We start from the raw sequence: 21,848 nt of genomic DNA, 5'->3' as shown, positions 1-21,848 counted from the left end.
GGTGCGCCGAGAGATCTACACACCCGACCACGAGGAATTCCGCAAACTGGTCAGGGAGTTCGTGGCCAAGGAGGTGGTCCCGAACCACGCCTCCTGGGAGCGGGCCGGCCGGCTGCCCCGTGAGATCTTCGAACAGCTCGGCTCGCTCGGCGTGCTGGGCATCGCGATCCCCGAGGAGTACGGCGGCGCCGGCCTCGACGACTACCGCTACAACGTCGTCCTCCAGGAGGAGGCGGCCCGCGCCCTGGTCACCCTGGGCACCGTACGCACCCAGCTCGACGTCATCCTGCCCTACTTCCTCGCCTACGCCGACTCCGCGCAGCGGCGGCGCTGGTTCCCCGGCCTCGCCGCCGGCAGTCTGCTGACCGCGGTCGCCATGACCGAACCCGGCACCGGGTCCGACCTGGCCGGCATCCGCACCACGGCCGTACGCGACGGCGACAGCTACCTCCTGAACGGCGCCAAGACCTTCATCACCGGAGGTCTGCTCGCCGACCTGGTGATCGTGGTCGCCCGCACGTCGAGCGACCCCGCCGACCGGCGCGCGGGACTGACGCTGCTGGTCGTGGAGGACGGGATGCCCGGGTTCACCCGGGGGCGGGTCCTCGACAAGATGGGCATCAAGGTCCAGGACACCGTCGAGCTGGCCTTCGACGACGTACGCGTCCCGGTGGCGAACCGGCTGGGGGAGGAGGGCGCCGCCTTCGGCTACCTGGGCCACAACCTCCCGCAGGAGCGGATGACGGTGGCGGTCGGCTCGGTCGCGCAGGCGCGGGCCGCGCTGGACACGACGCTCGAGTACGTCAGGGAGCGCGAGGTCTTCGGCAGGACCGTGGCGTCCTTCCAGAACACCAAGTTCGAACTCGCCGCCGTCGCCGCCGAGATCGAGGCCGCCCAGGCCATGCTCGACCGCGCCGTCCTCGACCTCGTCGAGGGGGAACTCTCCGGCGCCGACGCGGCGAAGGTGAAGCTCTTCTGCACCGAGATGCAGGCCCGAGCCGTCGACCGCTGCCTGCAGCTCTTCGGCGGCTACGGCTACATGACGGAGTATCCGATCGCCCGGCTGTACGCCGACGCCCGGATCACCCGGATCTACGCCGGCACCAGCGAGGTCATGAAGGTGATCATCGCCAAGTCGCTGGGGCTGTGAGAACACGTCCGGGAAGGCGAGAGCGCCGCGGCCGCCGGGAGCGGCCGCGGCGCTCAGGTGGTCACTTCCCGTAGGGCGTCGTCTCCGCCAGGTCGGCGGCGGACTTCATCAGCTGCAGCACCATCGGGCCGAACGCCTGCAACTTCTCGTTGTCACCGGCTCGTTGGAAACCCTGTTCCAGGACGATGGCGAGCTTCCACTGGGCGAGGACGTCGTAGTAGTCCATGTCGTCGACCTGGCGGCCGGACACCTCGGCGTAGCGCTGGATCAGCTGCCCGCGCGAGGGCATGCCGAACAGGTCGACATAGGACGCGGTGGCCGCCTCGGGGGCGCTCGTGTCCTCGGGCCAGCCGCGGAGCATCCAGGCGAGGTCGAGCTTGGGGTCGCCGACGGTGCCCATCTCCCAGTCGACGACGGCGGCGAGCCGTGCCGGGCCGCCGTGCCGGAACATGACGTTGGCGAACTGGTAGTCGCCGTGCATCAGGCCCGGGACGTAGTCGAGCGGCCGGTGACCGCGCAGCCAGGCCGAGGCCTCGTCGAAGCCGGGCAGCTCACGGCCCTTCACCCGCTCCAGGTAGCGGGTCCAGCGGTCCACCTGGCGCTCGTGGAAGCCCTCGGGGCGGCCCAGGTCCTCCAGCCCCTTCGCCCGCCAGTCCACCCGGCCCAGCAGGGCGGCGCCCTCGGCCAGCTGGTACGCCAGCCCCGCCCGCGCGGCCAGGTCCGTGCCGAACGGGTCCGGCCAGCCGCGTCCGCCGGTGGTGGACATGGGCGACCAGCCGTCGACGAACTCCATCAGGTAGAAGGTGCGGCCGAGGACGGCGGTGTCCGTGCAGACGGCGATCGCCTCGGTGTGCGGGACGTCCGTGCCGTTCAGCGCCGCGGTGATCCGCCACTCCCGAAGGATGCCCTCGTCGCGGGCGGCCGGCGCGGTGGGCGGCGGGATGCGCAGGGCGCAGTGCAGTTCGCCGCGCCGGATCTCGTATATCTCGTTCTGCGCGCCGCCCGAGACGTACCGCTGCTCGACCGGCTCGCCCTTGCCGGGCAGTGCGGACTCGTCCAGCCAGTCGGCCAGCCGCTCGACGTCGATCACCGGGCCTCCGTCTCCGGGGCCAGGAACTCCGCGTACTTGGCCCGCGCCGCGGCCAGCCGCGTGGGCAGGTAGCCACTCGGCCACAGGTCCTCGCTGGGCCTGTGGTCACGCAGCACCTGCCGGGCGACGGTCACCTTGTGCGCCTCGGTCGGACCGTCGGCGATGCCCAGGACGCTGGCGCCCAGGAGCATCCGGAACAGCGGCATGTCACCGCTCACGCCGAGGGCGCCGTGCACCTGGATCGCGCGGTGGGCGACGTCGTGCAGCACACTCGGCAGCACGACCTTGATCATCGCGATGTCCTTGCGGACTCTGCGGTAGTCGTTGTACTTGTCGATCTTCCAGGCGGTGTGCAGCACGGCCAGCCGGAACTGCTGGATCTGGGCCCACGAGTCGGCTATGTGGCCCTGCACGAACTGCTTGTCGGCCAGGACCGTGCCCTGCGTGTGCCGGCTCAGCGCCCGCTCGCACATCATGTCGAACGCCTTGCCCGCGAGCCCGATCGTCCGCATCGCGTGATGGATCCGCCCGCCGCCGAGGCGGGTCTGGGCGATGACGAACGCCTGCCCCTCGCCGCCCAGCAGCGCGTCCCGGGGCACCCGTACGTCCTCGTAGTGCACCAGCGCGTGAGAACCCCGTTCTTCGGGCTCACCGGCCAGCGCCACGTTCCGCTCGATGACGATCCCGGGCGTCTCGGCCGGGACCAGGAGCATCGACATGCTCTTGTACGGGTCCCCGTCCGGGTCGGTCACGGCCATGACGATGAAGAAGGCGGCCGTTTTGGCGTTGGACGAGAAGTACTTCCAGCCGTTGACGACCCACTCGTCCCCGTCCCGTACCGCCCGGGTGGTGAACTCCTTGGGGTCGGAGCCGGCCTGGGGCTCGGTCATCGAGTAGCAGGAGAAGATCTCGCCGTCGAGCAGCGGGCGCAGGTAGCGCTCCTTCTGCGCCGCCGTGCCGTAGTGGGCGAGGATCTCCGCGTTGCCCGTGTCCGGGGCCTGGCAGCCGAACACGATCGGCGCCCAGGAGGAGCGCCCCAGGATCTCGTTGAGCAGGCACAGCTTGACCTGGCCGTGTCCCTCACCGCCCAGGTCGGGGCCGAGGTGGGTCGCCCACAGGCCGTGCGCCCGCACCTCCTTCTTGAGGGGGTCGAGGACCCGGCGGAGGGTGTCGTCGGGCGGGGTGAACTGCAGGCCGTCCCACAGGAGGTCGAGGGGCTCGACCTCCTCGCGCACGAACCGGTCCGCCCAGTCCAGCTGCGCCTGGTAGTCCGGCTCTGTCTCGAAGTCCCACGGCATTGTGTCTCCTTCCGGCGGATGTCAGAATAACGTTCTCGTGGATGAGAACACAATTCCCTCGTCGCGGAACGCGACTTCTGACGACGTGCCGGACCGGCCTCCGGACGGCATCGCCGACCGGATAGCCCAGCGTGCCCTGGCCCGCCGCGCCGACCAGTACGCCGACGAGGTACGGGCCCTCCTCGACGCGGCACGTGCGGTCATGCGCCGCCTCGGCACGACGGCACGCCCGCGCGTCGCCGACATCGTGACGGCGGCCGGACTGTCCAACGAGGCCTTCTACCGGCACTTCCGGTCCAAGGACGCCCTGGTCGCCGCGATCATGGAGGACGGCGCCGAGCGGCTGTGCGGCTACATCGCCCATCAGATGGCGAAGGAGCCCACGGCGCGGGGCAAGGTGCGCCGCTGGGCCGAGGGCGTCCTGTCGCAGGCGATGGACCCCGACACGGCCGAGACGACCCTCGCGGTCATGTGGAACGCCCAGAGCGTGGGGGAGGGGTTCCTCGCCGGGCCGCCCTCGATCGCCGGCCTGCTCGCGGACCTGCTCCGCGCGCCGTACACCGAACTCGGCAGCACAACCCCCGACCTGGACGCCGCCCTGGCCGCCCACGCCGTGGTCGGCCGGCTCGCCGACCACCTGTGGCGGCGGACGCCCCCGACGGGCGCCGACGTCGAGCACATCACCCGCTTCTGCCTGCGCACGGTCACACCCGAAGGAGCGTGAGAATGAAGCCGACCGATCAGTTCCATGTCGGCCTCGTCGTCGACGACATCGCCGCCGCGGCGGCCGAGTTGACGGCCGTGTTCGGCCACCGGTGGTGCGAGGAACTGGGCGCGCCCGCCCGGGTGAGCCTGCCCGGCGGCGACGCGGTCCTCGACCTCAGGTCGACCTACTCCATGTCCGTGCCCCGGGTGGAGCTCGTCCGGAGCGTCCCGGGCACCCTGTGGCAGCCGGCCGCCGACTCCGGCATCCACCACCTCGGCTACTGGTCCGACGACGTGGCCGCCGACTCCGCCGAGCTGGCCCGGCGCGGTTACGCGTCCGAGGCCGTCGGCCGCCGCCCGGACGGTACCCCGTACTGGGCGTTCCTCCACGGCGAGGCCGGCCCGCGCATCGAACTGGTGGCCCGCACGCTCCGGCCCGTCCTGGAGCGGTACTGGACGACAGGAAGGAGGCCGTCGTGACCGTCGAGAAGGAGGCAGGCCCTATGACGAGCGTGGGAATCGTGACCGGAGCCGGGCGCGGCATGGGGCTGGAGTGCGCGCGGCGCCTGGTCGGCACGGTGGACCGGCTGCTGCTGGTCGACCTGGACGAGAAGACGGTTGCCACGGCCGCGGAGGACCTCTCCACCTCCCCGCACGCGACCGTCGTGGAACCGCACACCCTCGACATCACCGACCGCGACGCCCTGGCCGGCCTCGCCGCCCGGGCCCGCGAACTGGGCACCCTGCGCGCCGTCGCCCACGCCGCCGGCATCTCGCCCACCATGGCCGACTGGCGCCGCATCCTCACGGTCGACCTCGTCGGCACGGCCCTGCTGGCCGAGGCCCTGCGCCCGCTCTTCACCCGGGGCACGGCGATGGTGTGCTTCGCGTCGATGGCGGCCCTGTTCGGCGACACCGAGCCGCGGCCGGCGACCGAGGCGGCCCTGGCGGATCCGCTCGACGAGCACTTCCTCGACCGCATCCGGGAAGCCGTGGGTCCGGACATCGAGGACCCCGGCATGGCCTACACGTGGGCCAAGCGCGGAGTCCAGCGCTTCGTGCAGCGGGAAGCCGTGCGCGTCGGAGCGGCCGGGGCCCGCGTCTGCTCGGTCTCACCCGGCGTCGTCGCCACCCCGCAGGGGCGTCAGGAGGCCGAACACCACCCGTCGATGCGGGCGCTGGTACGGCAGTCCGCCCTCGGCCGCGAGGGCCGCCCCGGGGAACTGGCCGCCGTCGTCGCCTTCCTGCTCTCGGACGAGGCGTCCTTCCTCACCGGCACCGACATCCTGGTCGACGGCGGGGTACGGGCTGGCCTGGCGGCACGCTAGCGGCACCGGGGCATGACTCCCGGGCCGGGGGAGCCCGACTTGCCTCCTGGTGAAGGCGAGTCGGGCGAAGCCCCGGCCGTGTTCACTCGGCGTCGGTCGTCCGTGGGGCGAACCCGGCCACGATCACGGCGTTGGTACGGGCGGCCGCCTGCCGCAGCGACTTCGCCTTCGCGTAGGCGGCCGACTCGTACCATGCCCGGGCCGCCGCCACGGACTCGAATTCGAGTACCACGGTCTGGTCGCCGTGCCAGGCGCCCTCCAGAACCTGCGGACGGGGATCCGCGGCCAGCACGGCGGCGCCGCTCTCGGCGATGGAGAGCCCGGCCGCCCTGCCGTAGGCGGCCATGCCGGCGGGGTCGTCGACGGCCTCGGTGAAGATGACGTAGCCCTTCGGCATGGCGCTCCTCGGCGTCAGGTCACGGTGATGGCGTGCTCGGGGCACAGGGCGGCGGCCGAGCGGACCGCCTCCTCGTGCTCGGCGGGCACCTCGGGTGTGTCCGCCACGGCGTAGCCGTCGTCGCTCAGGTCGAAGACCTCGGGGCAGACCGAGCAGCACACCCCGTGCCCGCGGCAGCGGTCGTCGTCGACGGTGACCTTCATCGGGCCGTGCTCCACTCCAGGTCGAGGTGGGTGAGGCCGCGGAGGATGAAGGTGGGCACGTACTCGTAGCGGCGGGCGTTCGCCGGGCCGTGCACCCGCTCGGCGATCCTGATGTCGGACGTGAGGTCCAGCAGCCGTTCGAGGGTCACCCGGGCCTCTGCGCGGGCGAGCGGCGCGCCGGGACAGGTGTGGGCGCCGCGGCCGAACGCGAGGTGGCGGCGGACGTTCGGACGGCCGACGTCGAAGGTCTCCGGGTCCTCGAACTGGCGCGGGTCGCGGTTCGCGGCGCTGTTGAGCACCATGAGCGTGGTCCCGGCCGGGATGTCGACGCCGCCCACCGTGGTCGGCACCTTCGACAGCCGGAAGTCGCCCTTCACCGGGCTCTCGGCCCGCAGCGTCTCCTCGACGAAGTTCGGGATGCGGTCGCGCTCGGTGCGCAACAGCCGCTGGAGCTCGGGGCGTTCTGCGAGGATCCTGAGCGCGGAGCTGAGCAGCCGGACGGTGGTCTCCTGGCCGGCGGCGAACAGGTTGGCCGCGACCCGGACGACGTCGATGACCTCCGGCGTCGAACCGTCCGGGAAGGTCGCCGTCGCCAGGCCCGTCAGCACGTCCGCGCGCGGCTCGCGGCGGCGCTCCTCGATGTATGCGGCGAAGCGGCCGTAGAGGAACTCCAGCGGCGAGTGGTGCAGGGTGTCGTCGCCCGTGCTGCCGATGCCGCCGCCGTCCTGCGGGCGGCGCTGGAGCCGGTCCATGAACTCCTGCTGGTCCTCGCCGGGCACCCCGAGCAGGTCGGCTATGACGAGCAGCGTGAACGGTCCGGCGAACCCGCTGATGAACTCCCCCTCGCCCGGCGCCAGGAACGTCTCCAGCAACCCGTCGGCGAGGTGCCACATGGACGCCTCGTTCTCCTTGAGGCGCTTCGGCGTGATCAGCCGCATCAGCAGGGCGCGGTGGTCGGTGTGCACCGGCGGGTCCATGGTGGGCAGCTGGTCGCTCATCGGCAGCTCGTGCCGGTGGCGTTCGATCAGCTCGCTGACGTCGTCGCCCTCCAGCGGGACCGGGAATCCGGGGAACGGGCCCGTGACCGAGATGCAGGCGGAGAACGCGTCGGTGTCGTTGTAGACCTGCAACGCCTCGTCGTACCCGGTCACCATCATCACGTCGTGGTGGTTCTCGCGACGGACCGGGCACTGTCTGCGCAGGGCGTCGAAGTAGGGATAGGGGTCCGCGACGACCTTCTCGTCCCGGAAGAAATCGATCGCCTCGAAGTCGTTCACGGCCTGTTCGGCTCCCTCTCACCGGCACCCTGACGATCGGGAACGGTAGCACAATTCTCAACTTGCTGGAATGCTGAATGATGTTTAGGAGAGTGGCATTCTCGCCCTCTGTCGGGGAGATTCATGGAAGAGACAGACGAACTGCGCGCCGCGCGCGGCATCCGCCGGAAGGTCCTCGGCGACGCCTGTGCCGGCGCGACGACCGCCGGTCCCGCTCCCGTCGCCGTCGAGTTCCAGGACTACCTCACCGCGGCGGCCTGGGGTGTCTGGGCCCGCGGCGGTGCCCTCGGCACCCGGGACCGCGGCCTCCTGGTCCTGGCCGTGACGGCGGCCCTCGGCCGTATGGAGGAGTTCCGCCTCCGTACCGGCGCCACGTCGCGCACCGGAGTCACCGACGCCGAGGTCGACGAACTGCTCTTCCGGATCGCGGCCTACTGCGGAGCCCCCGCCGGCAGTGCCGCCCGGCGGGTCGTCAACGGCGTGCGCACGGAGCGGGAGGCGGGGGAGTGACCGGCGGGAGCGTCGGGTTCGTCGGGCTCGGCAACATGGGCAGCGTTCTCGCCGGGAACCTCGTGGCGGCCGGGCGCGCGGTCGTGACGCACGACGCGCTCGGTCCGCGGCGGTCGCCCGAGGGGGCCGTGCACGTTCCCGCGGTCGCCGAAGTGGCCGGCCGTACCGACGTGCTGGTGCTCAGCCTTCCCGACGGCCGGGCCTGCGAGCAGGTGGCCCGGGAGATCCTGGCTGCGCCCGAACGGCGCGTCCGGTGCGTCGTCGACACCTCCACCGTCGGTCCGGCCGCCGCCCGGGCCGTCGCCGCACTGCTGGCCGGGGGTGGCATCGGCTACGTCGACGCCCCCGTCTCCGGCGGGGTCGCCGGAGCCCGCGCCCGCACCCTCACCGTCATGTACGCCGGGGAGGACGAGGCCTGTTCGCGCGCCGAGGGCGTACTGGCCGGGCTCAGCGACCGTCGCCGCCGGGTCGGCGACCGGCCCGGCCCGGCCCAGGCCCTCAAGCTCGCCAACAACTTCCTGGCCGCGACCGCGCTCGCCGCCACCAGCGAGGCCGTCGCCTTCGGGCTCGCGGCCGGACTCGACATGGCCACCATGCTCGACGTCCTGAACGAGTCCAGCGGCCAGAGTGCGGCGAGCCGGGACAAGTTCCCGGCCCAGGTCCTCACCGGCCGCTATGCCGCAGGCTTCACCAACTCCCTGATGGACAAGGACGTACGGCTGTACCTGCGTGCCGTGGCGGAGCAGGGCGGCGCGACCGCGATCGGCGAGGCGACCGGGAACGTGTGGGAGCGGTTCGCCCAGGCCGAGCCCGGGGCCGACTTCACCCGGATCTTCCCCTTCGTGGACGGATCCTGACGAGCCCGCCCACGAGCCCCGCGGGCTCGTGGGCCGATCCCGGGCGACCGGCCGCCGAGTCCGCCGCGACCTCCCGCGCCTTTCCTGACAGGCGGCTGACTTGACGGCCGATCTCGGGTGAGAATAGCATTCTCGTTAGGGGAGACTGAGATTATCGTAGGCCTCCTCCGAACAAGCGACTGGAGGACCAGACCCCATGGCGCACTTCAAGAAGCCCGAGGCGGGCAGCTGGACCGCACACCTGAAGATCGGCACGGAGCCGGTGTCGTACGAGGACTCGATCACGCCGGCCCACTACGAGCTGGAGCGGGACGCCATCTTCAAGCGCACCTGGCTGAACGTCGGCCGAGTCGAGAAACTCCCCAAGCGCGGCAGCTACTTCACCAAGGAACTGGACGCGGCGGGCACCTCGGTCGTCGTGGTGCGCGGCATGGACGACGAGGTGCGTGCCTTCCACAACATCTGCCGGCACCGCGGCAACAAGCTCGTGTGGAACGACTTCCCGCGCGAGGAGACCAGCGGGGTCTGCCGCCAGTTCACCTGCAAGTACCACGCCTGGCGCTACGACCTCGAGGGCAAGCTGGCCTTCGTCCAGCAGGAGCAGGAGTTCTTCGACCTGGACAAGTCGCAGTACGGCCTCAAGGACGTGCAGACCGACATCTGGGAGGGGTTCGTCTTCGTCAACCTCGACCCCGAGAACAGCACTCCGCTACGGGAGTACCTGGGTGAGTTCGCCAAGGGCATCGAGGGCTACCCGTTCCACAAGATGACCCAGGCACACACGTACCGCGCCGAGATCGGCGCCAACTGGAAGCTGTTCATCGACGCGTTCGCCGAGTTCTACCACGCGCCGATCCTGCACGCCGGCCAGTACGTCTCCGACGAGGCCCGCAAGATCCAGAAGTACGGCTACGAGGCGCTGCACTACGACGTCGACGGCCCGCACAGCATGGTCTCCTCCTGGGGCGGCATCGCCCCGCCGCACGACCGCAAGATGGTCAAGCCCATCGAAGGCGCCCTGCGCAGCGGCCTGTTCGGACCGTGGGAGGCACCCGACATCGGTCTCACGACCGAGGAGCTGCCGCCCGCCGTCAACCCCACCCGGGACCCGCGCTGGGGCATGGACTCGTTCCTGTTCTTCCCCAACTTCATGCTGCTGATCTGGCGGCCGAACTGGGTCCTGACGTACCACTACTGGCCGACCGCGTACAACACCCACATCTTCGAGGCGACCTGCTACTTCGTGCCGCCGGAGAACGCCTTCCAGCGGCTTCAGCAGGAGCTGGCCGTCGTCTCCTTCAAGGAGTACGGCCTGCAGGACGGCAACACGCTGGAGGCCACGCAGACCATGCTGGAGTCACGCACGGTAGGGGAGTTCCCGCTCAACGACCAGGAGGTTCTCCTGCGTCATCTGCACGGTTCCGCCCGGCAGTACGTCCGTGAGTACCAGCAGCGCACCTCCGGCGCTCCCACCGCGAGCTGACCCTAGGAGACCGAACCATGGCCACCGTTTTCCCCGCCGAGTTCGCCGCGCTGGAACCCTTCGCCGACTGGGCGGTCCCCACCGAGAAGGCCCGGTACGCCAAGCGCATCGCCAGCACCATGGACGAGCTCGACGCCTTCTACAGCGCCGCGTTCCCGCTGCTCGCCTCCGGCACGGACTACCTGCAGCGGGTCACCATGGCGGACATCTCCGAGGAGGACAAGCACCTGCTGTGGCTGTTCTGCGCGCTGGTGACCGTCGCGTTCTCGGTGGAGGCCTGGCGACAGCCCAAGGTGCCGGACACGGGCGCGGCGAGCATCGACTCCGTCGTGGAACCGGCGGTGTGAACGGCATGCGAGTCAGCCGCGTCCCGGGAGGTGCCTGATGCCGCGTCCGCGCACCCCGCAGCCGCCGGTGCGGCTGCGGGCCGCCCGCATGCTGGACATCGACAAGGGCGAACTGGTCGAGGCGGGCGACCTGCTGATCGAGGGCGAGCACATCACGGCCGTCGCACCGGCCGCCGTTCCGCCCGACACCGTCGAGCTCGACCTCGGCGACGTCACCCTCCTGCCCGGCCTGATGGACATGGAGGTCAACCTGCTCCTCGGCGGGCCCGACCACCGCAGTCCCCTCAACCCCGTGCAGGACGACCCCGCCGTGCGCACCCTGCGGGCCGTCGCCAACGCCCGCCGCACGCTGCGGGCCGGCTTCACGACCGTACGCAACCTCGGTCTGTTCGTGCAGACCGGCGGCCTGCTGCTGGACGTGGCGCTGAAGAAGGCGATCGACCTCGGCTGGATCGAGGGGCCGCGGGTCGTCCCGGCCGGCCACGCCGTCACGCCGACCGGCGGGCACCTCGACCCGACCATGTTCCAGGCGCTCGCGCCGCACATCATGCCGCTGACGGTCGAGGAGGGGGTCGCCAACGGGGTGGCCGAGGTGCGCAAGGCGGTCCGCTACCAGATCAAGCACGGCGCCCGGGTCATCAAGGTGTGCGCCTCCAACGGTGTCATGTCGCACACCGGCCCGGCCGGTGCCCAGCAGTACTCCGACGAGGAGCTGCACGCCATCGCCGACGAGGCCCACCGGGCCGGGCTCAAGGTCGCCGCGCACTGCATGGGCGACCGGGCCGTCCGGGCCGCGCTGGACGCGGGCATCGACTGCATCGAGCACGGCTTCCTGGCCGGCGACGAGACCCTCGACCTGATGGTGGAGCGCGGCACCTTCCTGGTCGCCACCACCTACATCGCCGACGGCATGGACGTCTCCAAGGCCGCGCCCGAACTCCAGGCCAAGGCCGCCGACGTGTTCCCGCGCGCCAAGGCGACGACCAGACGCGCGATCGAGCGCGGTGTCCGGGTGGCCTGCGGCACCGATGCCCCGGCCATCCCGCACGGCCGCAACGCCCGTGAGCTCCTCGCCCTCGTCGACCGGGGCATGACCCCGCTCGCGGCGCTCCGGGCGGCGACGACCACCGCCGCCGCGCTGATCGACGCCGAGGACCGGGGCCGCCTCGAACCCGGCCTCCTGGCCGACGTCATCGCCGTCCCCGGCGACCCGCTGGCGGACATCGGGGTCACCGAGGACGTGCGGTTCGTGATGAAGGGCGGCCAGGTCTTCCGGCACGAGGAGACCGCCCGGTCCTGAGCGGATCGGGGGGAGGGGGACGGGAGGGCGGTGGCTCCGGCCGGAGCCCCCCCCCCCCCCCCTGCCGTGCGGGTTCACACCTTCCGTGTGATGCCCCCGTCGACCCGGACGATCGCGCCGGTCGTGAAGCTGGACGCGGCACTGGCGAAGTGCAGCGCCAGCGGCGCCACGTCGTCCGGCAGGCCGAGCCGGCCCAACGGCACGAAGGACGGGTCGAAGTCCGCGGCCGCCCAGGCCTGGTGGGCGTCGGTGAGCACCGGCCCGGGGAGGATGGCGTTCACCCGCACCTTCGGCGCGTACGCCTCCGCGAGCCCCACCGTGAGGGCGTTGAGTCCGGCCTTGGCGCAGGCGTACGGCAGTTCGTGGACGCTCGCCATCAGCGACCCGGCCGTACCGATGTTCACGATCGAGCCGCCGCCGTGGTCGGCCATGTGCTTCGCCGCGAGGACCGCCAGCCGGAACGGCCCCTTCAGATTCACCGCGAGGGTCTTGTCGTAGAGCTCCTCGCCGACCGCGTCGAGACTCTCGTACACGGGGGACATCCCGGCGTTGTTGACGAGCACGTCCAGCCCGCCCAGCCGCTCCAGCGTCTCGGCGACGAGCCGCTCGCAGTCGCCCCAGCGGCCGACGTGGCAGGCGATCCCGACGGCCCGCCGCCCGGTCGACGCCCGCACCTGTCCGGCCACCGCCCGGCACGCCTCGCCCTTGCGGGAGGCGACGACGACATCGGCGCCGGCCTCCGCCAGCGTCTGCACGATGGCCCGCCCGATACCGCGTGAACCACCGGTGACCACGGCCACCTTGCCCGTCAGATCATGAAGCTCAGCGAAGGTCGTCACCCGCGTCAGCCTTTCCGTATCGTCGTCAGCAGCTCGCGCCTCAGCAGCTTTCCGGTGGGCGTGTACGGCAGTTCCGCGCGGAACACGACCACGTCCGGTGTCCTGGAACCCCGCAGACGCCCCCGCACCCAGTCGCGCAGCGTCTCGGCGTCGACGGCCGCCCCGTCGTGGACGACCACGAACGCGGCGATCCGCTCGCCCCACTCCTCGTCCGGCACGCCCACCACGGCCGCCTCACGCACGGCCGGATGCCGCAGGAGAACGTCCTCCACCTCGGCGGGAGCGATGTTCTCGCCGCCGCGGATGATGGTGTCGTCGGCGCGGCCCTCGACGAACAGGTAGCCGTCGGCGTCGAAGCGGGCCAGGTCGCGGGTGGGGAACCAGCCGTCCGCGTCCAGCGGCGCGGCGGCCCCCTTGTACTCGCCGGACACCTGGGGACCGCGCACCCACAGCTGCCCCGGTACCCCGGCCGCCGCCACGGCCCCGCTCTCGTCCCGGATCTGCGCCTCGACGCCCGGCACCATGCGCCCGGCCGAGCGCAGCCGGTCACGGACGGCGGGATCGTCGGAGGCCAGCGCGGCGCGGTGGTCGTCGGGGCCCAGCAGCGCGATGGTCGAGCTGGTCTCGGTGAGGCCGTACGCGTTGGTGAACCCGGTGTCCGGGAAGGCCCGCAGGGCCGCCTCCAGGACGGGGTGGGGCATGCGCGCACCGCCGTACGCCAGCGAGCGCAGCGTCGGCACCCCGGCCGGGCGGCCGTCCAGGTGCTCCACGACGCGGGCCAGCATGGTCGGTACGACCATGGCGGAGGTGACGCCCTCGGAGCGGACCAGCTCCAGCCAGGCGCCCGGTTCGAAGGCGCCGAGGTGCACCATCCGGCGGCCGGCGTAGAGGTTGCTGAGCACGGAGCCGACACCCGCGACGTGGTAGGGCGGGACCGCGGCCAGGACGGTGTCGCCCGGAGCGGCTGCGGCGAACTCCACGGTCCCGAGGACATAGCCGGTCAGGTGCCGGTGACGCAGGACGGCGGCCTTGGGCGCGGCCGTGGTGCCGCTGGTGAACAGCAGTACGGCCGGGTCGTCCGCGGCGCCCTCCAGACCCTCGGCCGGCTCGGCCGCGAGCGCCTCGGCCAGCAGGTCCCCGGGGGTGTGCACCCGCGGCCCGGCCCCGGCGAACACCCCCGCGACGGCCTCGTCCGCGACCACCAGCGGACGCTCGGTGTGGGTCAGCAGACCGGTCAGCGCATCCGCCGAGAGCCGGTAGTTGACGGGAACCAGCGGCACCCCCGCCAGCGCCGCGCCGAACAACAGCGCAGGAAACGCCGGACCGTTGACCCCGGCGAACACCAGCTCCCGTGCCCCGGACCGGTGGACGACGGTCGCGACCCCGGCGGCGGTACGGCGGAGCTGCGCCGTGGTCGTCCCGGATCCGCGCGGCCCGATCGCCACCCGGTCCGGATCACCCGCCACAGCCATGTCGAGCAGCATCGCGATGTTCAAGGCACGCCCTTTCTTCCGCTCCCCCGCTGCGAACGATATTCTACTGATATGGAAACCTCATTCTCCAGAGGTGGGTTCCGGGTTGTCTTCCGTCCAAGGCCGTGTCCCAGGGGGGCCATGTGGATTTCGAGCTGACCGAGCAGCAGGAGGACATCCGCGCCGCCGTCCGCGAGCTGGCCGCCTCCTTCGGGCCCGGGTACTGGGCCGCGCAGGACGAGCGGGCCGAGTTCCCCTGGAGCTTCTACGACGCCTTCGCCGAGGCCGGCTGGCTCGGGATCGCCGTCCCCGAGGAGTACGGCGGCGGCGGACTGGGCGTCCTGGAGGCCTCCCTCCTGCTGGAGGAGGTGGCCGCCTCCGGTGCCGGCATGAACGGCTGCAGCACCATGCACCTGACCATCTTCGGCCTCAACGTCCTGGCCCGGCACGGCAGCGAGCAGCTGCGCCGCGAGGTGCTCCCACAGGCCGCCGCCGGCGACCTGCACGTCTGCTTCGGCGTCACCGAGCCCGACGCCGGCACCGACACCACCAGCATCTCCACCTTCGCCCGCCGCGACGGCGACCACTACGTGATCGACGGCCGCAAGATCTGGATCACCAAGGCGGGCGACTCCCAGAAGATGGTCCTGCTCGCCCGCACCACCCCGCGCGACCGGGTCGACAAGCCCACCAAGGGCATCTCGGTGTTCCTGGTCGACGTCGACCGCACGGCGATGGACATCCGTCCGATCCCCAAGATGGGCCGCAACGCCGTCGCCTCCAACGAGATCTTCATCGACGGCCTGCGCGTGCCGGCGAGCGCCCGCATAGGCGAGGAGGGGGAGGGCTTCCGCTACCTCCTGGACGGCCTCAACCCGGAGCGCATCCTGCTCGCCCACGAAGCCCTGGGCCTGGGCCGGGCCGCCCTGGACGCGGCCACCCGCTACGCCCGCGACCGGGTCGTCTTCGGCCGCCCCATCGGCCAGAACCAGGGCATCGCCTTCCCGCTCGCCGAGGCCCTCACCCGCCTCGACGCCGCCCGCCTGATGGCCCGCAACGCGGCCTGGCGCTACGACCGGGGGCTGGAGTGCGGCCGCGAGGCCAACATGGCCAAGTTCCTGTGCGCCGACGCCGGCTTCCAGGCCGCCGACCGCGCCGTGCAGACACTGGGCGGCATGGGGTACGCCCGCGAGTACCACGTGGAACGGTACTTCCGCGAGTCGCGGCTGCTGCGGCTCGCCCCGATCAGCCAGGAGATGGTGCTGAACTACGTGTCCCAGCACGTACTGGGACTGCCCCGGTCGTACTGAGCAGCGCCCGCGCGGTACGTGACGTCACCCGCCGTCACGGCACGGCCGGATCCCCGGTTCGTTGCGCGTGCCCGTCGGCCGTGCTTGGCTCGCCCGATGAACCTTCTGCTGACGGCGAGTGGCCTGCGCAACGACACACTGAGGGATGCGCTGCGGGACATGCTGGGAAAGCCGTTCGGATCGGCGAACGTCGTGTACGTTCCCACGGCATCGGTCGCCGAGCCCGGGGACCACGGGTGGTTCGTCGAGGACCTGAACCGGCTGTACGGCCTGGGCTGGCGGGAGTTCGACGTCCTGGAGCTGAACGGCCTGCCCCGGCAGCTGGTGCTCGACCGGCTGCTGCACGCCGACGTCGTCCACGTCGAGGGCGGCAGCCACTACCACCTCGCGCGCAGCATCACCGGCAACGGCCTGGCCGACGGCTTCCTGGAGGCGCTGGAGAACCGGGTCTACGTGGGGGTCAGCGCCGGATCAATGATCTTCAGCCGCAATCTCACCGGACACTCCGCCGACGTCATCGGGGACACCGCGGACCTCCACGTGCTCGGCGCGACGACCGTGGAGCCGCCGTTCGGCCTCTTCGACTGGTATCTCAAGCCCCACCTGTACTCGCCGAACTTCCCCGAGCGGGACGACGCCTGGGCCGACCGCATCGCCGCGCGGGCGGACTTCCCGGTCTACTTCATCGACGACGACACGGCCGTCCGGGTACGGGACGGCAAGGTGGATGTCGTCACGGAAGGCCGGTGGCGGTTCCACCCGTGACCCGACGCGCGGCGGGGAGCCCCGGACAGGGGTTCCTGAGGCTCCAGGAACCTTTCTTCAGTCCTCGCGGCTGGGGTCGCACAGCACCATGACCGCACGGGCGACGAGTTCGCCGGCGCCGCCGAGTTCCTGGCGGTAGCGGTCCGTGATCCCCCGGACGGTCTCCGCGAAGGCCGGGTCGGCGGCGCGGGCGCGGGCGGGCGGCGGAAGCTCCTGGGCCATCGCGCGACGGCGGGCCAGGAGCGCGATGATCTCGTCGTCGAGCCGCTCGATCCGGGACAGTGACATCTCCGCCGTCGGTGCGGCAACGGGGTAGGTGGTCACGTGAGATCTCCGTTCTCCAGGAGGAACCGGGGCCCGGTTCCCGTCCGCGGTCATCGCAGTTGGTCCTTCATCACTTTGCCCGTGGCGTTCGTCGGCAACTCCTCCCGGAACTCCACGGACCGCGGAACCTTGAACCCGGCCATGCGCTCACGGCTCCAGGCGATCAGCTCCGCCTCGGTCACCGGCCCGTGCCGCACCACGAACGCCTTGCCCACCTGCCCCATCCGAGGATCCGGCACACCGATCACCGCGACCTGCGCCACCGCGGGATGCCCGAGCAGGAAACCCTCGATCTCGGCCGGGTAGGCGTTGAAGCCGCCGACCAGGAACATGTCCTTCTTGCGGCCCACGATCCTCAGGTGCCCGCGCTCGTCCAGGGTGCCGAGGTCGCCGGTGTGCAGCCAGCCGTCCCCGTCGACGGCCTCGGCGGTCGCCCGCGGGTCGTCGAGGTAGCCGCGCATCACGCTGTAGCCGCGCACCAGCACCTCCCCGTCGCCGGCGATCCGGATCTCCACGCCGTCGCAGGGGGTGCCCACGGTGGTGGCGATGTCCTCGAAGGAGTCGCCGGGGCGGGAGGCCGTCACCGTGCCGGCCTCGGAGAGGCCGTAGCCGGTCATGATCGACCGGAAGGGGAGTTCGTCGCGCATCCGGCGGATCAGCTCCACCGGGATGTCGGCCGCGCCGGTGACCGCGCACCGCAGCGAGGACAGGTCCCGCCCGCCCTTCTGCCGGGCTTCCAGAAGGGAGTGGTAGAGGGTCGGCGGCCCCGGAAGCATGGTCACCCGCTCGCGCTCGACCAGGTCGAGCACCCGCTCCACCTCGAAGACCGGCACCGGCAGGATCGTGGCCCCGCGGATCAGGGAGGCGATGCAGCCCGCCTTGTAGCCGAAGATGTGGAAGAACGGGTTGACGATCAGATAGCGGTCGCCCTCGCGCAGATCGGCCAGGTCGCACCACTCGGCGTACAGGCGGAGCGTCTGGGCGTGCGTCATCATCACGCCCTTGGGCCGGCCGGTGGTCCCCGAGGTGAAGACGATGTCGGCCACGTCGTCGCCGCGCACCTCCCGCTCGAACGGCGAACCGCTCTCCAGGAAGCCGGACTTGAGGTCGATCACCGCGACGCCGGGCGGCCCGGTGAACTCCAGGCCCAGGAAGCCCTGTTGTACCAGTACGGCCTTGGCGCCGCTGCGTACGACGATGTCGTGCGCCTCGTCCGCCTTGAACCGGGTGTTGACCGGGACGAGCACCCCGCCCGCGGTCAGCAGCCCGAACGCGGCCACGATCCACTCGGCGGAGTTGGGCGCCCAGATCGCCACCCGGTCGCCCTTGCCGACCCCCAGCGACGCGAAGGCGCCCGCCGCCACCCGGACCCGCTCGGTGAGCTGGGCGAAGGTGAGCCGCAGGGGGCCGTCGACGACTGCCTCGGCGTCACCGAAGCGGTCGGCCGCGCTCAGCACCATCCGGGGGATGGTCTCCCACGTGGTACGAGCCGTCATGTCAGGCCGGGATCAGCCGGGACAGGTTGCCGCCCATGATCTTCGCCTGGTCGGCCTGGCTCAGTCCCTGGATGGCGTCGACGTACGAGGTCGGCTGCGCCAGGCCCTCGGGGTGCGGGTAGTCCGAGCCGAAGAGCACCCGGTCCACGCCGATGAGGTCGACGAGATCGCTCAGGTTCTCCTCGTAGAACGGGCTGACGTGGATGCTGTCCTTGACCGCCTGCACCGGGTCGCCGAGGAACTGCTCCGGCATCTTCTTGTACACGTCGGCGAGCTGGTCGAGCAGGGGGGCCACCCAGGAAGAGCCGTTCTCGATCAGTGCGATCTTCAGTTCCGGGAAGCGGAACAGGGCTCCGTGGCACACCCAGGAGGCCACCGCGTCCTGGATCGGCCGCCACTCGTTCACCTGGCGGAAGGCGTTCGACTTGAACGGCAGCATCTCGGCGCTGTTGCCCTCCCAGTCGTTGGCGTAGCGGGAGTACCCGCTGTCGGACGAGTGCATCGCCACCAGCACACCCGTCTCCACGACCCGCTTCCAGAACGGGTCGAACTCCTCCATCGCGAAGGACCGCGAGCCGCCGTACCCGGGCACCGGGGCCGGCCGGACGAGAATCGCCCTCGCGCCGCGCTCCACGGCCCAGTCGAGCTCCGCGATCGCCTTCTCGACGATCGGCAGGGTGATCACCGGGGTGGTGAGGATCCGGTCCTTGTAGTTGAACGACCAGGTTTCGTGCAGCCACTCGTTGAGCGAGTGGATGACGGCGTGGATGAGCTCCGGGTGGTGCCGCATCCGCTCCTCGATGAGGCTCGCGAGCGTCGGGAACATCAGCGTCCGCTGCACTCCGAGTTCGTCGAGCAGCTCCAGTCGCGGAGCCGGCTCCCGGAAGGCCGGGACGGAGCGCATCGGCTCCCCGAAGATCTCCCGGCGGGACTTGCCGTCCGGGTTGCCGACGCGGAAGTACTCCTCCATGGCGCCGGGCCGGGCGACCACCTCGAAGGTGGGGTTCGGGATGTAGTCGCTGATCTGGCCGAGGATCGCGATCTTGGTACGGCCGCGGACCTGCACGTACTCGATCGCACCCGCGTACTGCTTCGGGAGGAACTTGGTCAGCGCCTCCTCGGTCTCGTACAGGTGGTTGTCCGCGTCGAAGAGCGGATACGGCAGCGCACGCGAAGACATGAGACTCTCCTTTGCGATTTGAGAGAATCCTATTCTCTTCAGCTGCGTACGGCAATGTCCTGACGGAGCCGGAACTTCTGCACCTTGCCGCTCGCCGTCCGTGGGAAGTCCGCCACCTCGTGCAGCTCCTCGGGCCACTTCTGCCTGGCCAGGCCGGCCCGCTCGAAGTGGGCGCGCACCTCGGCCGGTCGGGGCATCGGGTGTCCGGGCAGCATGCGCAGGAACCCGGCCGCGTGCTCGCCGAGGCGGGCGTCGGGGGCGGCGACCACCGCGGCCTCCGCGACACCCGGCATCGTGAGGAGCACCTCCTCGACCTCCGGCGCGCTGATGTTCTCGCCGCCCCGGATGATCACGTCGGCCTTGCGGCCGGTGATCGTGAGGTAGCCGTCCTCGTCCACCTCGCCGAGGTCGCCGGTGCGGTACCAGCCCTGCTCGTCGAACGCCCGCGCCGTCAGGGCCGGGTCGGTGTAGCCGAGGCACAGGTCCGGTCCCCGGCTGAGGATCTCGCCGTCCTCGGCCAGCCGGATCTCGACGCCCGGGAGCGCGGTGCCGTCCGTGAACAGCCGCTTGGGTTCCGGGGCGTCGTACCGGGACGAGGTGATCGAGGGATGCTCGGTGCTGCCGTACGCCCGGAAGACCCGGATCCCCAGACCGGCCAGCCGCGTGGTGACCGCCGCCGGCACGGACGAGCCGCCGAGCCCCGCGTAGCGCAGGTACCGCAGATGGCCCTCGGTGAAGTCGGGGTGGTCGAGGAGGCTGGTGACGTAGTACGGCGCCCCGCCCCCGATGTGGAGCCCGTGGCCGCTCATCAGCCGCAGGGCCCCGGCCGGGTCCCAGACGTCGGTGAGGTGCACGGGGGTGCCGTCCAGGACGGGGATCAGGAACGCGTTGACCATGCCGATGAAGTGGCCCACGGGGGCCGCGGTGAGCTGCCTGCCGCGGTCGGGCGGGTAGCTAGCGGCGAGCTGCCGGGTCTCGTGGCCGAGGGTCTGGTGACTGTGCACGACGCCCTTCGGGTCGCGGGTCGTGCCGGAGGTGAAGGCGACCAGGGCGGTGCCGGTGGGGTCCGCCGGGAGCGTCCCGGCGAGCGGGGTGCCGCCGAGCAGGTCGTCGAAGGGCTCGGTGTGGGCCCGGCGCCGGCCCGCCTCGCCCACCACGCCCACCACCGGCACGTCGGCGCACAGGTCCGGCAGGAACTCCAGTTGGCCGAACCGCTCGGCGGTGACGAAGACGCGCGGCCGGACGGCGTCGAGGATGTAGCCGACCTCCTTGCGCCCGTAGAAGTGGACGACCGGGACGACCGTCGCCCCCAGGAACGCCGAGGCCCAGAACACCGCGGCGGCCTCCATCCAGTTGGGCAGCTGGAAGACCACCGTGTCGCCGGGCCCCACCCCCCGCTCCCGCAGCCCGGCCGCGAGCCGGCGCGCGACCGTCTCGACCTCCCGGAAGGTGCCCGCCCAGGGCCGGACGGCCGAGTGGACCCGGAACTCGGTGTCCGGCGCCGCCGCCAGACCCCGGGTCAGCAGGTCACCGACCGTCTCCCGGGTCCACCAGCCCTCGGCTTCATAGCGCTCCACCAACTCGACGGGGATCTTTCGCATCTGCGGCTACCTCCACTGCGGCGGGCGGCTCTTCGAGGCATCGGACTGTGCTGATCAGTGGCGTATACGCTATTCTCGCAAAACGAGAATGCCAATATCTCCAGAGGGGAATCGCGTGATCGACCTGGAGCTGGACGACGGCCTGGCCGTCCTCACGATCGACCGCCCGCACGCCCGCAACGCCATCTCGCTCGCCACGATGGACGAGTTGGAGAAGGCGCTCGACGCGGCGGCGGGCGCGCGGGCCCTGGTGATCAGGGGAGCCGGGGACCGGGCGTTCGTCTCCGGGGGGGACCTCAAGGAACTCGCCGCGATCCGCACCGAGGACGAGGCGGCGGCCATGGCCTGGCGGATGCGGGGCCTGTGCGACCGGATCGCCGGCTTTCCCGCCCCCGTCGTCGCCGCGCTCAACGGCCATGCCCTGGGCGGCGGGGCCGAGGTGGCCGTCGCCGCGGACATCCGTGTCGCGGCCGACGACATCAGGATCGGCTTCAACCAGGTGACCCTCGCGATCATGCCCGCCTGGGGTGGCGCCGAACGCCTCGCAGCCCTGGTCGGCCGCGGCAGAGCACTGCTGCTCGCGGGCACGGGGGCCGTGCTCGGCGCCGCCGAGGCGGAGCGGGCCGGCCTGGTCGACCGGGTGGTGCCGCGCGCCTCCTTCGAGACGGAATGGCGTACGCTGGCGCGTTCCCTCGCCGCCCGCCCCGCGGCGGAGATCAAAAGAGTGGTGGGCGGCGGCACTTCGGCGGACGAGGCGGTGCACGCCTTCGCCCGGCTCTGGGCCGCGGACGCGCACTGGGAGGCCGCGGACCGGGCGCTGCGCCGCGGGAAGTGACCTGCGAAGTGACCTGCCCGGTCCCGGGGTCCGTCCCGCCACGGCGCCATCATCGACTCGGCGACGGACGCGCGCGACGGT

The 21,848-nt window shown here is 71.6% G+C and carries 23 protein-coding genes; 12 read left to right on the top strand and 11 right to left on the bottom strand.

Annotated elements, in window-relative coordinates; translation table 11 throughout:
- Position 1 precedes the first annotated feature (1 nt).
- Positions 2-1,150, top strand: coding sequence for an acyl-CoA dehydrogenase family protein (locus tag ACFY6U_RS17515; protein ID WP_390039060.1), 1,149 nt, complete (start codon positions 2-4; stop codon positions 1,148-1,150).
- Between the two features lie 61 nt (positions 1,151-1,211).
- Here ACFY6U_RS17515 and ACFY6U_RS17510 read toward each other — a convergent pair whose 3' ends face one another.
- Together ACFY6U_RS17510 and ACFY6U_RS17505 are read right to left on the bottom strand one after the other, a co-directional pair.
- Positions 1,212-2,240, bottom strand: coding sequence for a phosphotransferase family protein (locus ACFY6U_RS17510; RefSeq protein WP_390039058.1), 1,029 nt, complete (start codon positions 2,238-2,240; stop codon positions 1,212-1,214).
- A complete protein-coding gene (locus tag ACFY6U_RS17505) occupies positions 2,237-3,538 on the bottom strand; it encodes an acyl-CoA dehydrogenase family protein (protein ID WP_390039056.1) in 1,302 nt (433 codons plus the stop codon). Before ACFY6U_RS17505 ends, ACFY6U_RS17510 begins: the two co-directional genes overlap by 4 nt.
- 85 nt (positions 3,539-3,623) lie before the next feature.
- Between ACFY6U_RS17505 and ACFY6U_RS17500 the strand changes: the two genes are divergently transcribed.
- Genes ACFY6U_RS17500 through ACFY6U_RS17490 form a run of 3 tightly spaced genes read left to right on the top strand, consistent with a single transcriptional unit; the run spans position 3,624 to position 5,571 of the window.
- Positions 3,624-4,262, top strand: coding sequence for a TetR/AcrR family transcriptional regulator (locus tag ACFY6U_RS17500; protein WP_390039054.1), 639 nt, complete (start codon positions 3,624-3,626; stop codon positions 4,260-4,262).
- Between the two features lie 2 nt (positions 4,263-4,264).
- Positions 4,265-4,723, top strand: a complete 459-nt coding sequence (locus ACFY6U_RS17495; protein ID WP_390039052.1) for a VOC family protein — start codon at positions 4,265-4,267, stop codon at positions 4,721-4,723.
- Between the two features lie 23 nt (positions 4,724-4,746).
- Entirely contained in the window at positions 4,747-5,571 is an 825-nt protein-coding gene (locus tag ACFY6U_RS17490) for an SDR family oxidoreductase (protein WP_390039050.1), read from the top strand.
- 82 nt (positions 5,572-5,653) lie between these two features.
- Here the strand turns inward: ACFY6U_RS17490 and ACFY6U_RS17485 are convergent, their stop codons facing one another.
- From ACFY6U_RS17485 to ACFY6U_RS17475, 3 genes are read right to left on the bottom strand one after another with little or no spacing between them, the layout of a single operon-like run.
- A complete protein-coding gene (locus tag ACFY6U_RS17485) occupies positions 5,654-5,968 on the bottom strand; it encodes a DUF1330 domain-containing protein (protein WP_390039048.1) in 315 nt (104 codons plus the stop codon).
- Between the two features lie 14 nt (positions 5,969-5,982).
- Positions 5,983-6,171, bottom strand: a complete 189-nt coding sequence (locus ACFY6U_RS17480; RefSeq protein ID WP_390039046.1) for a ferredoxin — start codon at positions 6,169-6,171, stop codon at positions 5,983-5,985.
- Positions 6,168-7,448: a cytochrome P450 gene (locus ACFY6U_RS17475; protein ID WP_390039044.1), complete on the bottom strand. Its 1,281-nt coding sequence runs from the start codon at positions 7,446-7,448 to the stop codon at positions 6,168-6,170. The genes ACFY6U_RS17480 and ACFY6U_RS17475 overlap by 4 nt, the downstream gene beginning before the upstream one ends.
- Positions 7,449-7,571: 123 nt before the next feature.
- Here ACFY6U_RS17475 and ACFY6U_RS17470 point away from each other — a divergent pair, with 123 nt between their 5' ends.
- The 5 genes from ACFY6U_RS17470 to ACFY6U_RS17450 all read left to right on the top strand — a co-directional run bounded on the left by ACFY6U_RS17470 (position 7,572) and on the right by ACFY6U_RS17450 (position 11,945).
- The gene (locus tag ACFY6U_RS17470) at positions 7,572-7,958 is read left to right on the top strand and encodes a carboxymuconolactone decarboxylase family protein (RefSeq protein WP_390039042.1); all 387 of its coding nucleotides are present in this window, start codon (positions 7,572-7,574) and stop codon (positions 7,956-7,958) included.
- Positions 7,955-8,815 carry an NAD(P)-dependent oxidoreductase gene (locus ACFY6U_RS17465; protein WP_390039040.1) on the top strand — a complete coding sequence of 287 codons (861 nt, stop codon included), beginning with the start codon at positions 7,955-7,957 and terminating at the stop codon, positions 8,813-8,815. The genes ACFY6U_RS17470 and ACFY6U_RS17465 overlap by 4 nt, the downstream gene beginning before the upstream one ends.
- A gap of 196 nt (positions 8,816-9,011) precedes the next feature.
- A complete protein-coding gene (locus ACFY6U_RS17460) occupies positions 9,012-10,298 on the top strand; it encodes an aromatic ring-hydroxylating dioxygenase subunit alpha (protein ID WP_390039038.1) in 1,287 nt (428 codons plus the stop codon).
- A 17-nt stretch (positions 10,299-10,315) separates the two neighbouring features.
- Positions 10,316-10,645, top strand: coding sequence for a hypothetical protein (locus ACFY6U_RS17455; RefSeq protein WP_390039036.1), 330 nt, complete (start codon positions 10,316-10,318; stop codon positions 10,643-10,645).
- A 37-nt stretch (positions 10,646-10,682) separates the two neighbouring features.
- Positions 10,683-11,945 carry an amidohydrolase family protein gene (locus ACFY6U_RS17450; RefSeq protein WP_390039034.1) on the top strand — a complete coding sequence of 421 codons (1,263 nt, stop codon included), beginning with the start codon at positions 10,683-10,685 and terminating at the stop codon, positions 11,943-11,945.
- 74 nt (positions 11,946-12,019) lie between these two features.
- Here ACFY6U_RS17450 and ACFY6U_RS17445 read toward each other — a convergent pair whose 3' ends face one another.
- Both ACFY6U_RS17445 and ACFY6U_RS17440 read right to left on the bottom strand, forming a co-directional pair.
- Entirely contained in the window at positions 12,020-12,784 is a 765-nt protein-coding gene (locus ACFY6U_RS17445) for an SDR family NAD(P)-dependent oxidoreductase (RefSeq protein ID WP_390039032.1), read from the bottom strand.
- A 5-nt stretch (positions 12,785-12,789) separates the two neighbouring features.
- Entirely contained in the window at positions 12,790-14,280 is a 1,491-nt protein-coding gene (locus tag ACFY6U_RS17440; RefSeq protein WP_390039030.1) for a class I adenylate-forming enzyme family protein, read from the bottom strand.
- 119 nt (positions 14,281-14,399) lie between these two features.
- Here ACFY6U_RS17440 and ACFY6U_RS17435 point away from each other — a divergent pair, with 119 nt between their 5' ends.
- Both ACFY6U_RS17435 and ACFY6U_RS17430 read left to right on the top strand, forming a co-directional pair.
- The gene (locus ACFY6U_RS17435; protein ID WP_390039028.1) at positions 14,400-15,566 is read left to right on the top strand and encodes an acyl-CoA dehydrogenase family protein; all 1,167 of its coding nucleotides are present in this window, start codon (positions 14,400-14,402) and stop codon (positions 15,564-15,566) included.
- 96 nt (positions 15,567-15,662) lie between these two features.
- Entirely contained in the window at positions 15,663-16,331 is a 669-nt protein-coding gene (locus ACFY6U_RS17430) for a Type 1 glutamine amidotransferase-like domain-containing protein (RefSeq protein ID WP_390039026.1), read from the top strand.
- 57 nt (positions 16,332-16,388) lie between these two features.
- Here the strand turns inward: ACFY6U_RS17430 and ACFY6U_RS17425 are convergent, their stop codons facing one another.
- From ACFY6U_RS17425 to ACFY6U_RS17410, 4 genes are read right to left on the bottom strand one after another with little or no spacing between them, the layout of a single operon-like run.
- Positions 16,389-16,655, bottom strand: a complete 267-nt coding sequence (locus tag ACFY6U_RS17425) for a hypothetical protein (RefSeq protein ID WP_390039024.1) — start codon at positions 16,653-16,655, stop codon at positions 16,389-16,391.
- 50 nt (positions 16,656-16,705) lie between these two features.
- A complete protein-coding gene (locus ACFY6U_RS17420) occupies positions 16,706-18,151 on the bottom strand; it encodes a FadD3 family acyl-CoA ligase (RefSeq protein WP_390039023.1) in 1,446 nt (481 codons plus the stop codon).
- A 1-nt stretch (position 18,152) separates the two neighbouring features.
- A complete protein-coding gene (locus ACFY6U_RS17415; RefSeq protein WP_390039021.1) occupies positions 18,153-19,331 on the bottom strand; it encodes an amidohydrolase family protein in 1,179 nt (392 codons plus the stop codon).
- A gap of 38 nt (positions 19,332-19,369) precedes the next feature.
- On the bottom strand, positions 19,370-20,932 hold the full coding sequence (locus tag ACFY6U_RS17410) for an AMP-binding protein (RefSeq protein WP_390039019.1): 1,563 nt from the start codon (positions 20,930-20,932) through the stop codon (positions 19,370-19,372).
- Between the two features lie 115 nt (positions 20,933-21,047).
- Here ACFY6U_RS17410 and ACFY6U_RS17405 point away from each other — a divergent pair, with 115 nt between their 5' ends.
- Entirely contained in the window at positions 21,048-21,767 is a 720-nt protein-coding gene (locus ACFY6U_RS17405) for an enoyl-CoA hydratase/isomerase family protein (protein ID WP_390039017.1), read from the top strand.
- Positions 21,768-21,848 lie beyond the last annotated feature (81 nt).

Source organism: Streptomyces sp. NPDC013157 (assembly GCF_042899865.1).
Lineage (GTDB): Bacteria > Actinomycetota > Actinomycetes > Streptomycetales > Streptomycetaceae > Streptomyces.
Note: the sequence above shows the minus strand (reverse complement) of the source record. Positions and strands in the feature narration are given on the sequence as shown.

Excerpts from the sequence above, each read along its gene's own strand:
- ACFY6U_RS17505 (WP_390039056.1), bottom strand. The coding sequence starts at position 3,538 with ATGCCGTGGGACTTCGAGACAGAGCCGGACTACCAGGCGCAGCTGGAC.
- ACFY6U_RS17495 (WP_390039052.1), top strand. The coding sequence starts at position 4,265 with ATGAAGCCGACCGATCAGTTCCATGTCGGCCTCGTCGTCGACGACATC.
- ACFY6U_RS17490 (WP_390039050.1), top strand. The coding sequence starts at position 4,747 with ATGACGAGCGTGGGAATCGTGACCGGAGCCGGGCGCGGCATGGGGCTG.
- ACFY6U_RS17485 (WP_390039048.1), bottom strand. The coding sequence starts at position 5,968 with ATGCCGAAGGGCTACGTCATCTTCACCGAGGCCGTCGACGACCCCGCC.
- ACFY6U_RS17480 (WP_390039046.1), bottom strand. The coding sequence starts at position 6,171 with ATGAAGGTCACCGTCGACGACGACCGCTGCCGCGGGCACGGGGTGTGC.
- ACFY6U_RS17470 (WP_390039042.1), top strand. The coding sequence starts at position 7,572 with ATGGAAGAGACAGACGAACTGCGCGCCGCGCGCGGCATCCGCCGGAAG.
- ACFY6U_RS17460 (WP_390039038.1), top strand. The coding sequence starts at position 9,012 with ATGGCGCACTTCAAGAAGCCCGAGGCGGGCAGCTGGACCGCACACCTG.
- ACFY6U_RS17455 (WP_390039036.1), top strand. The coding sequence starts at position 10,316 with ATGGCCACCGTTTTCCCCGCCGAGTTCGCCGCGCTGGAACCCTTCGCC.
- ACFY6U_RS17450 (WP_390039034.1), top strand. The coding sequence starts at position 10,683 with ATGCCGCGTCCGCGCACCCCGCAGCCGCCGGTGCGGCTGCGGGCCGCC.
- ACFY6U_RS17430 (WP_390039026.1), top strand. The coding sequence starts at position 15,663 with ATGAACCTTCTGCTGACGGCGAGTGGCCTGCGCAACGACACACTGAGG.
- ACFY6U_RS17420 (WP_390039023.1), bottom strand. The coding sequence starts at position 18,151 with ATGACGGCTCGTACCACGTGGGAGACCATCCCCCGGATGGTGCTGAGC.
- ACFY6U_RS17415 (WP_390039021.1), bottom strand. The coding sequence starts at position 19,331 with ATGTCTTCGCGTGCGCTGCCGTATCCGCTCTTCGACGCGGACAACCAC.
- ACFY6U_RS17410 (WP_390039019.1), bottom strand. The coding sequence starts at position 20,932 with ATGCGAAAGATCCCCGTCGAGTTGGTGGAGCGCTATGAAGCCGAGGGC.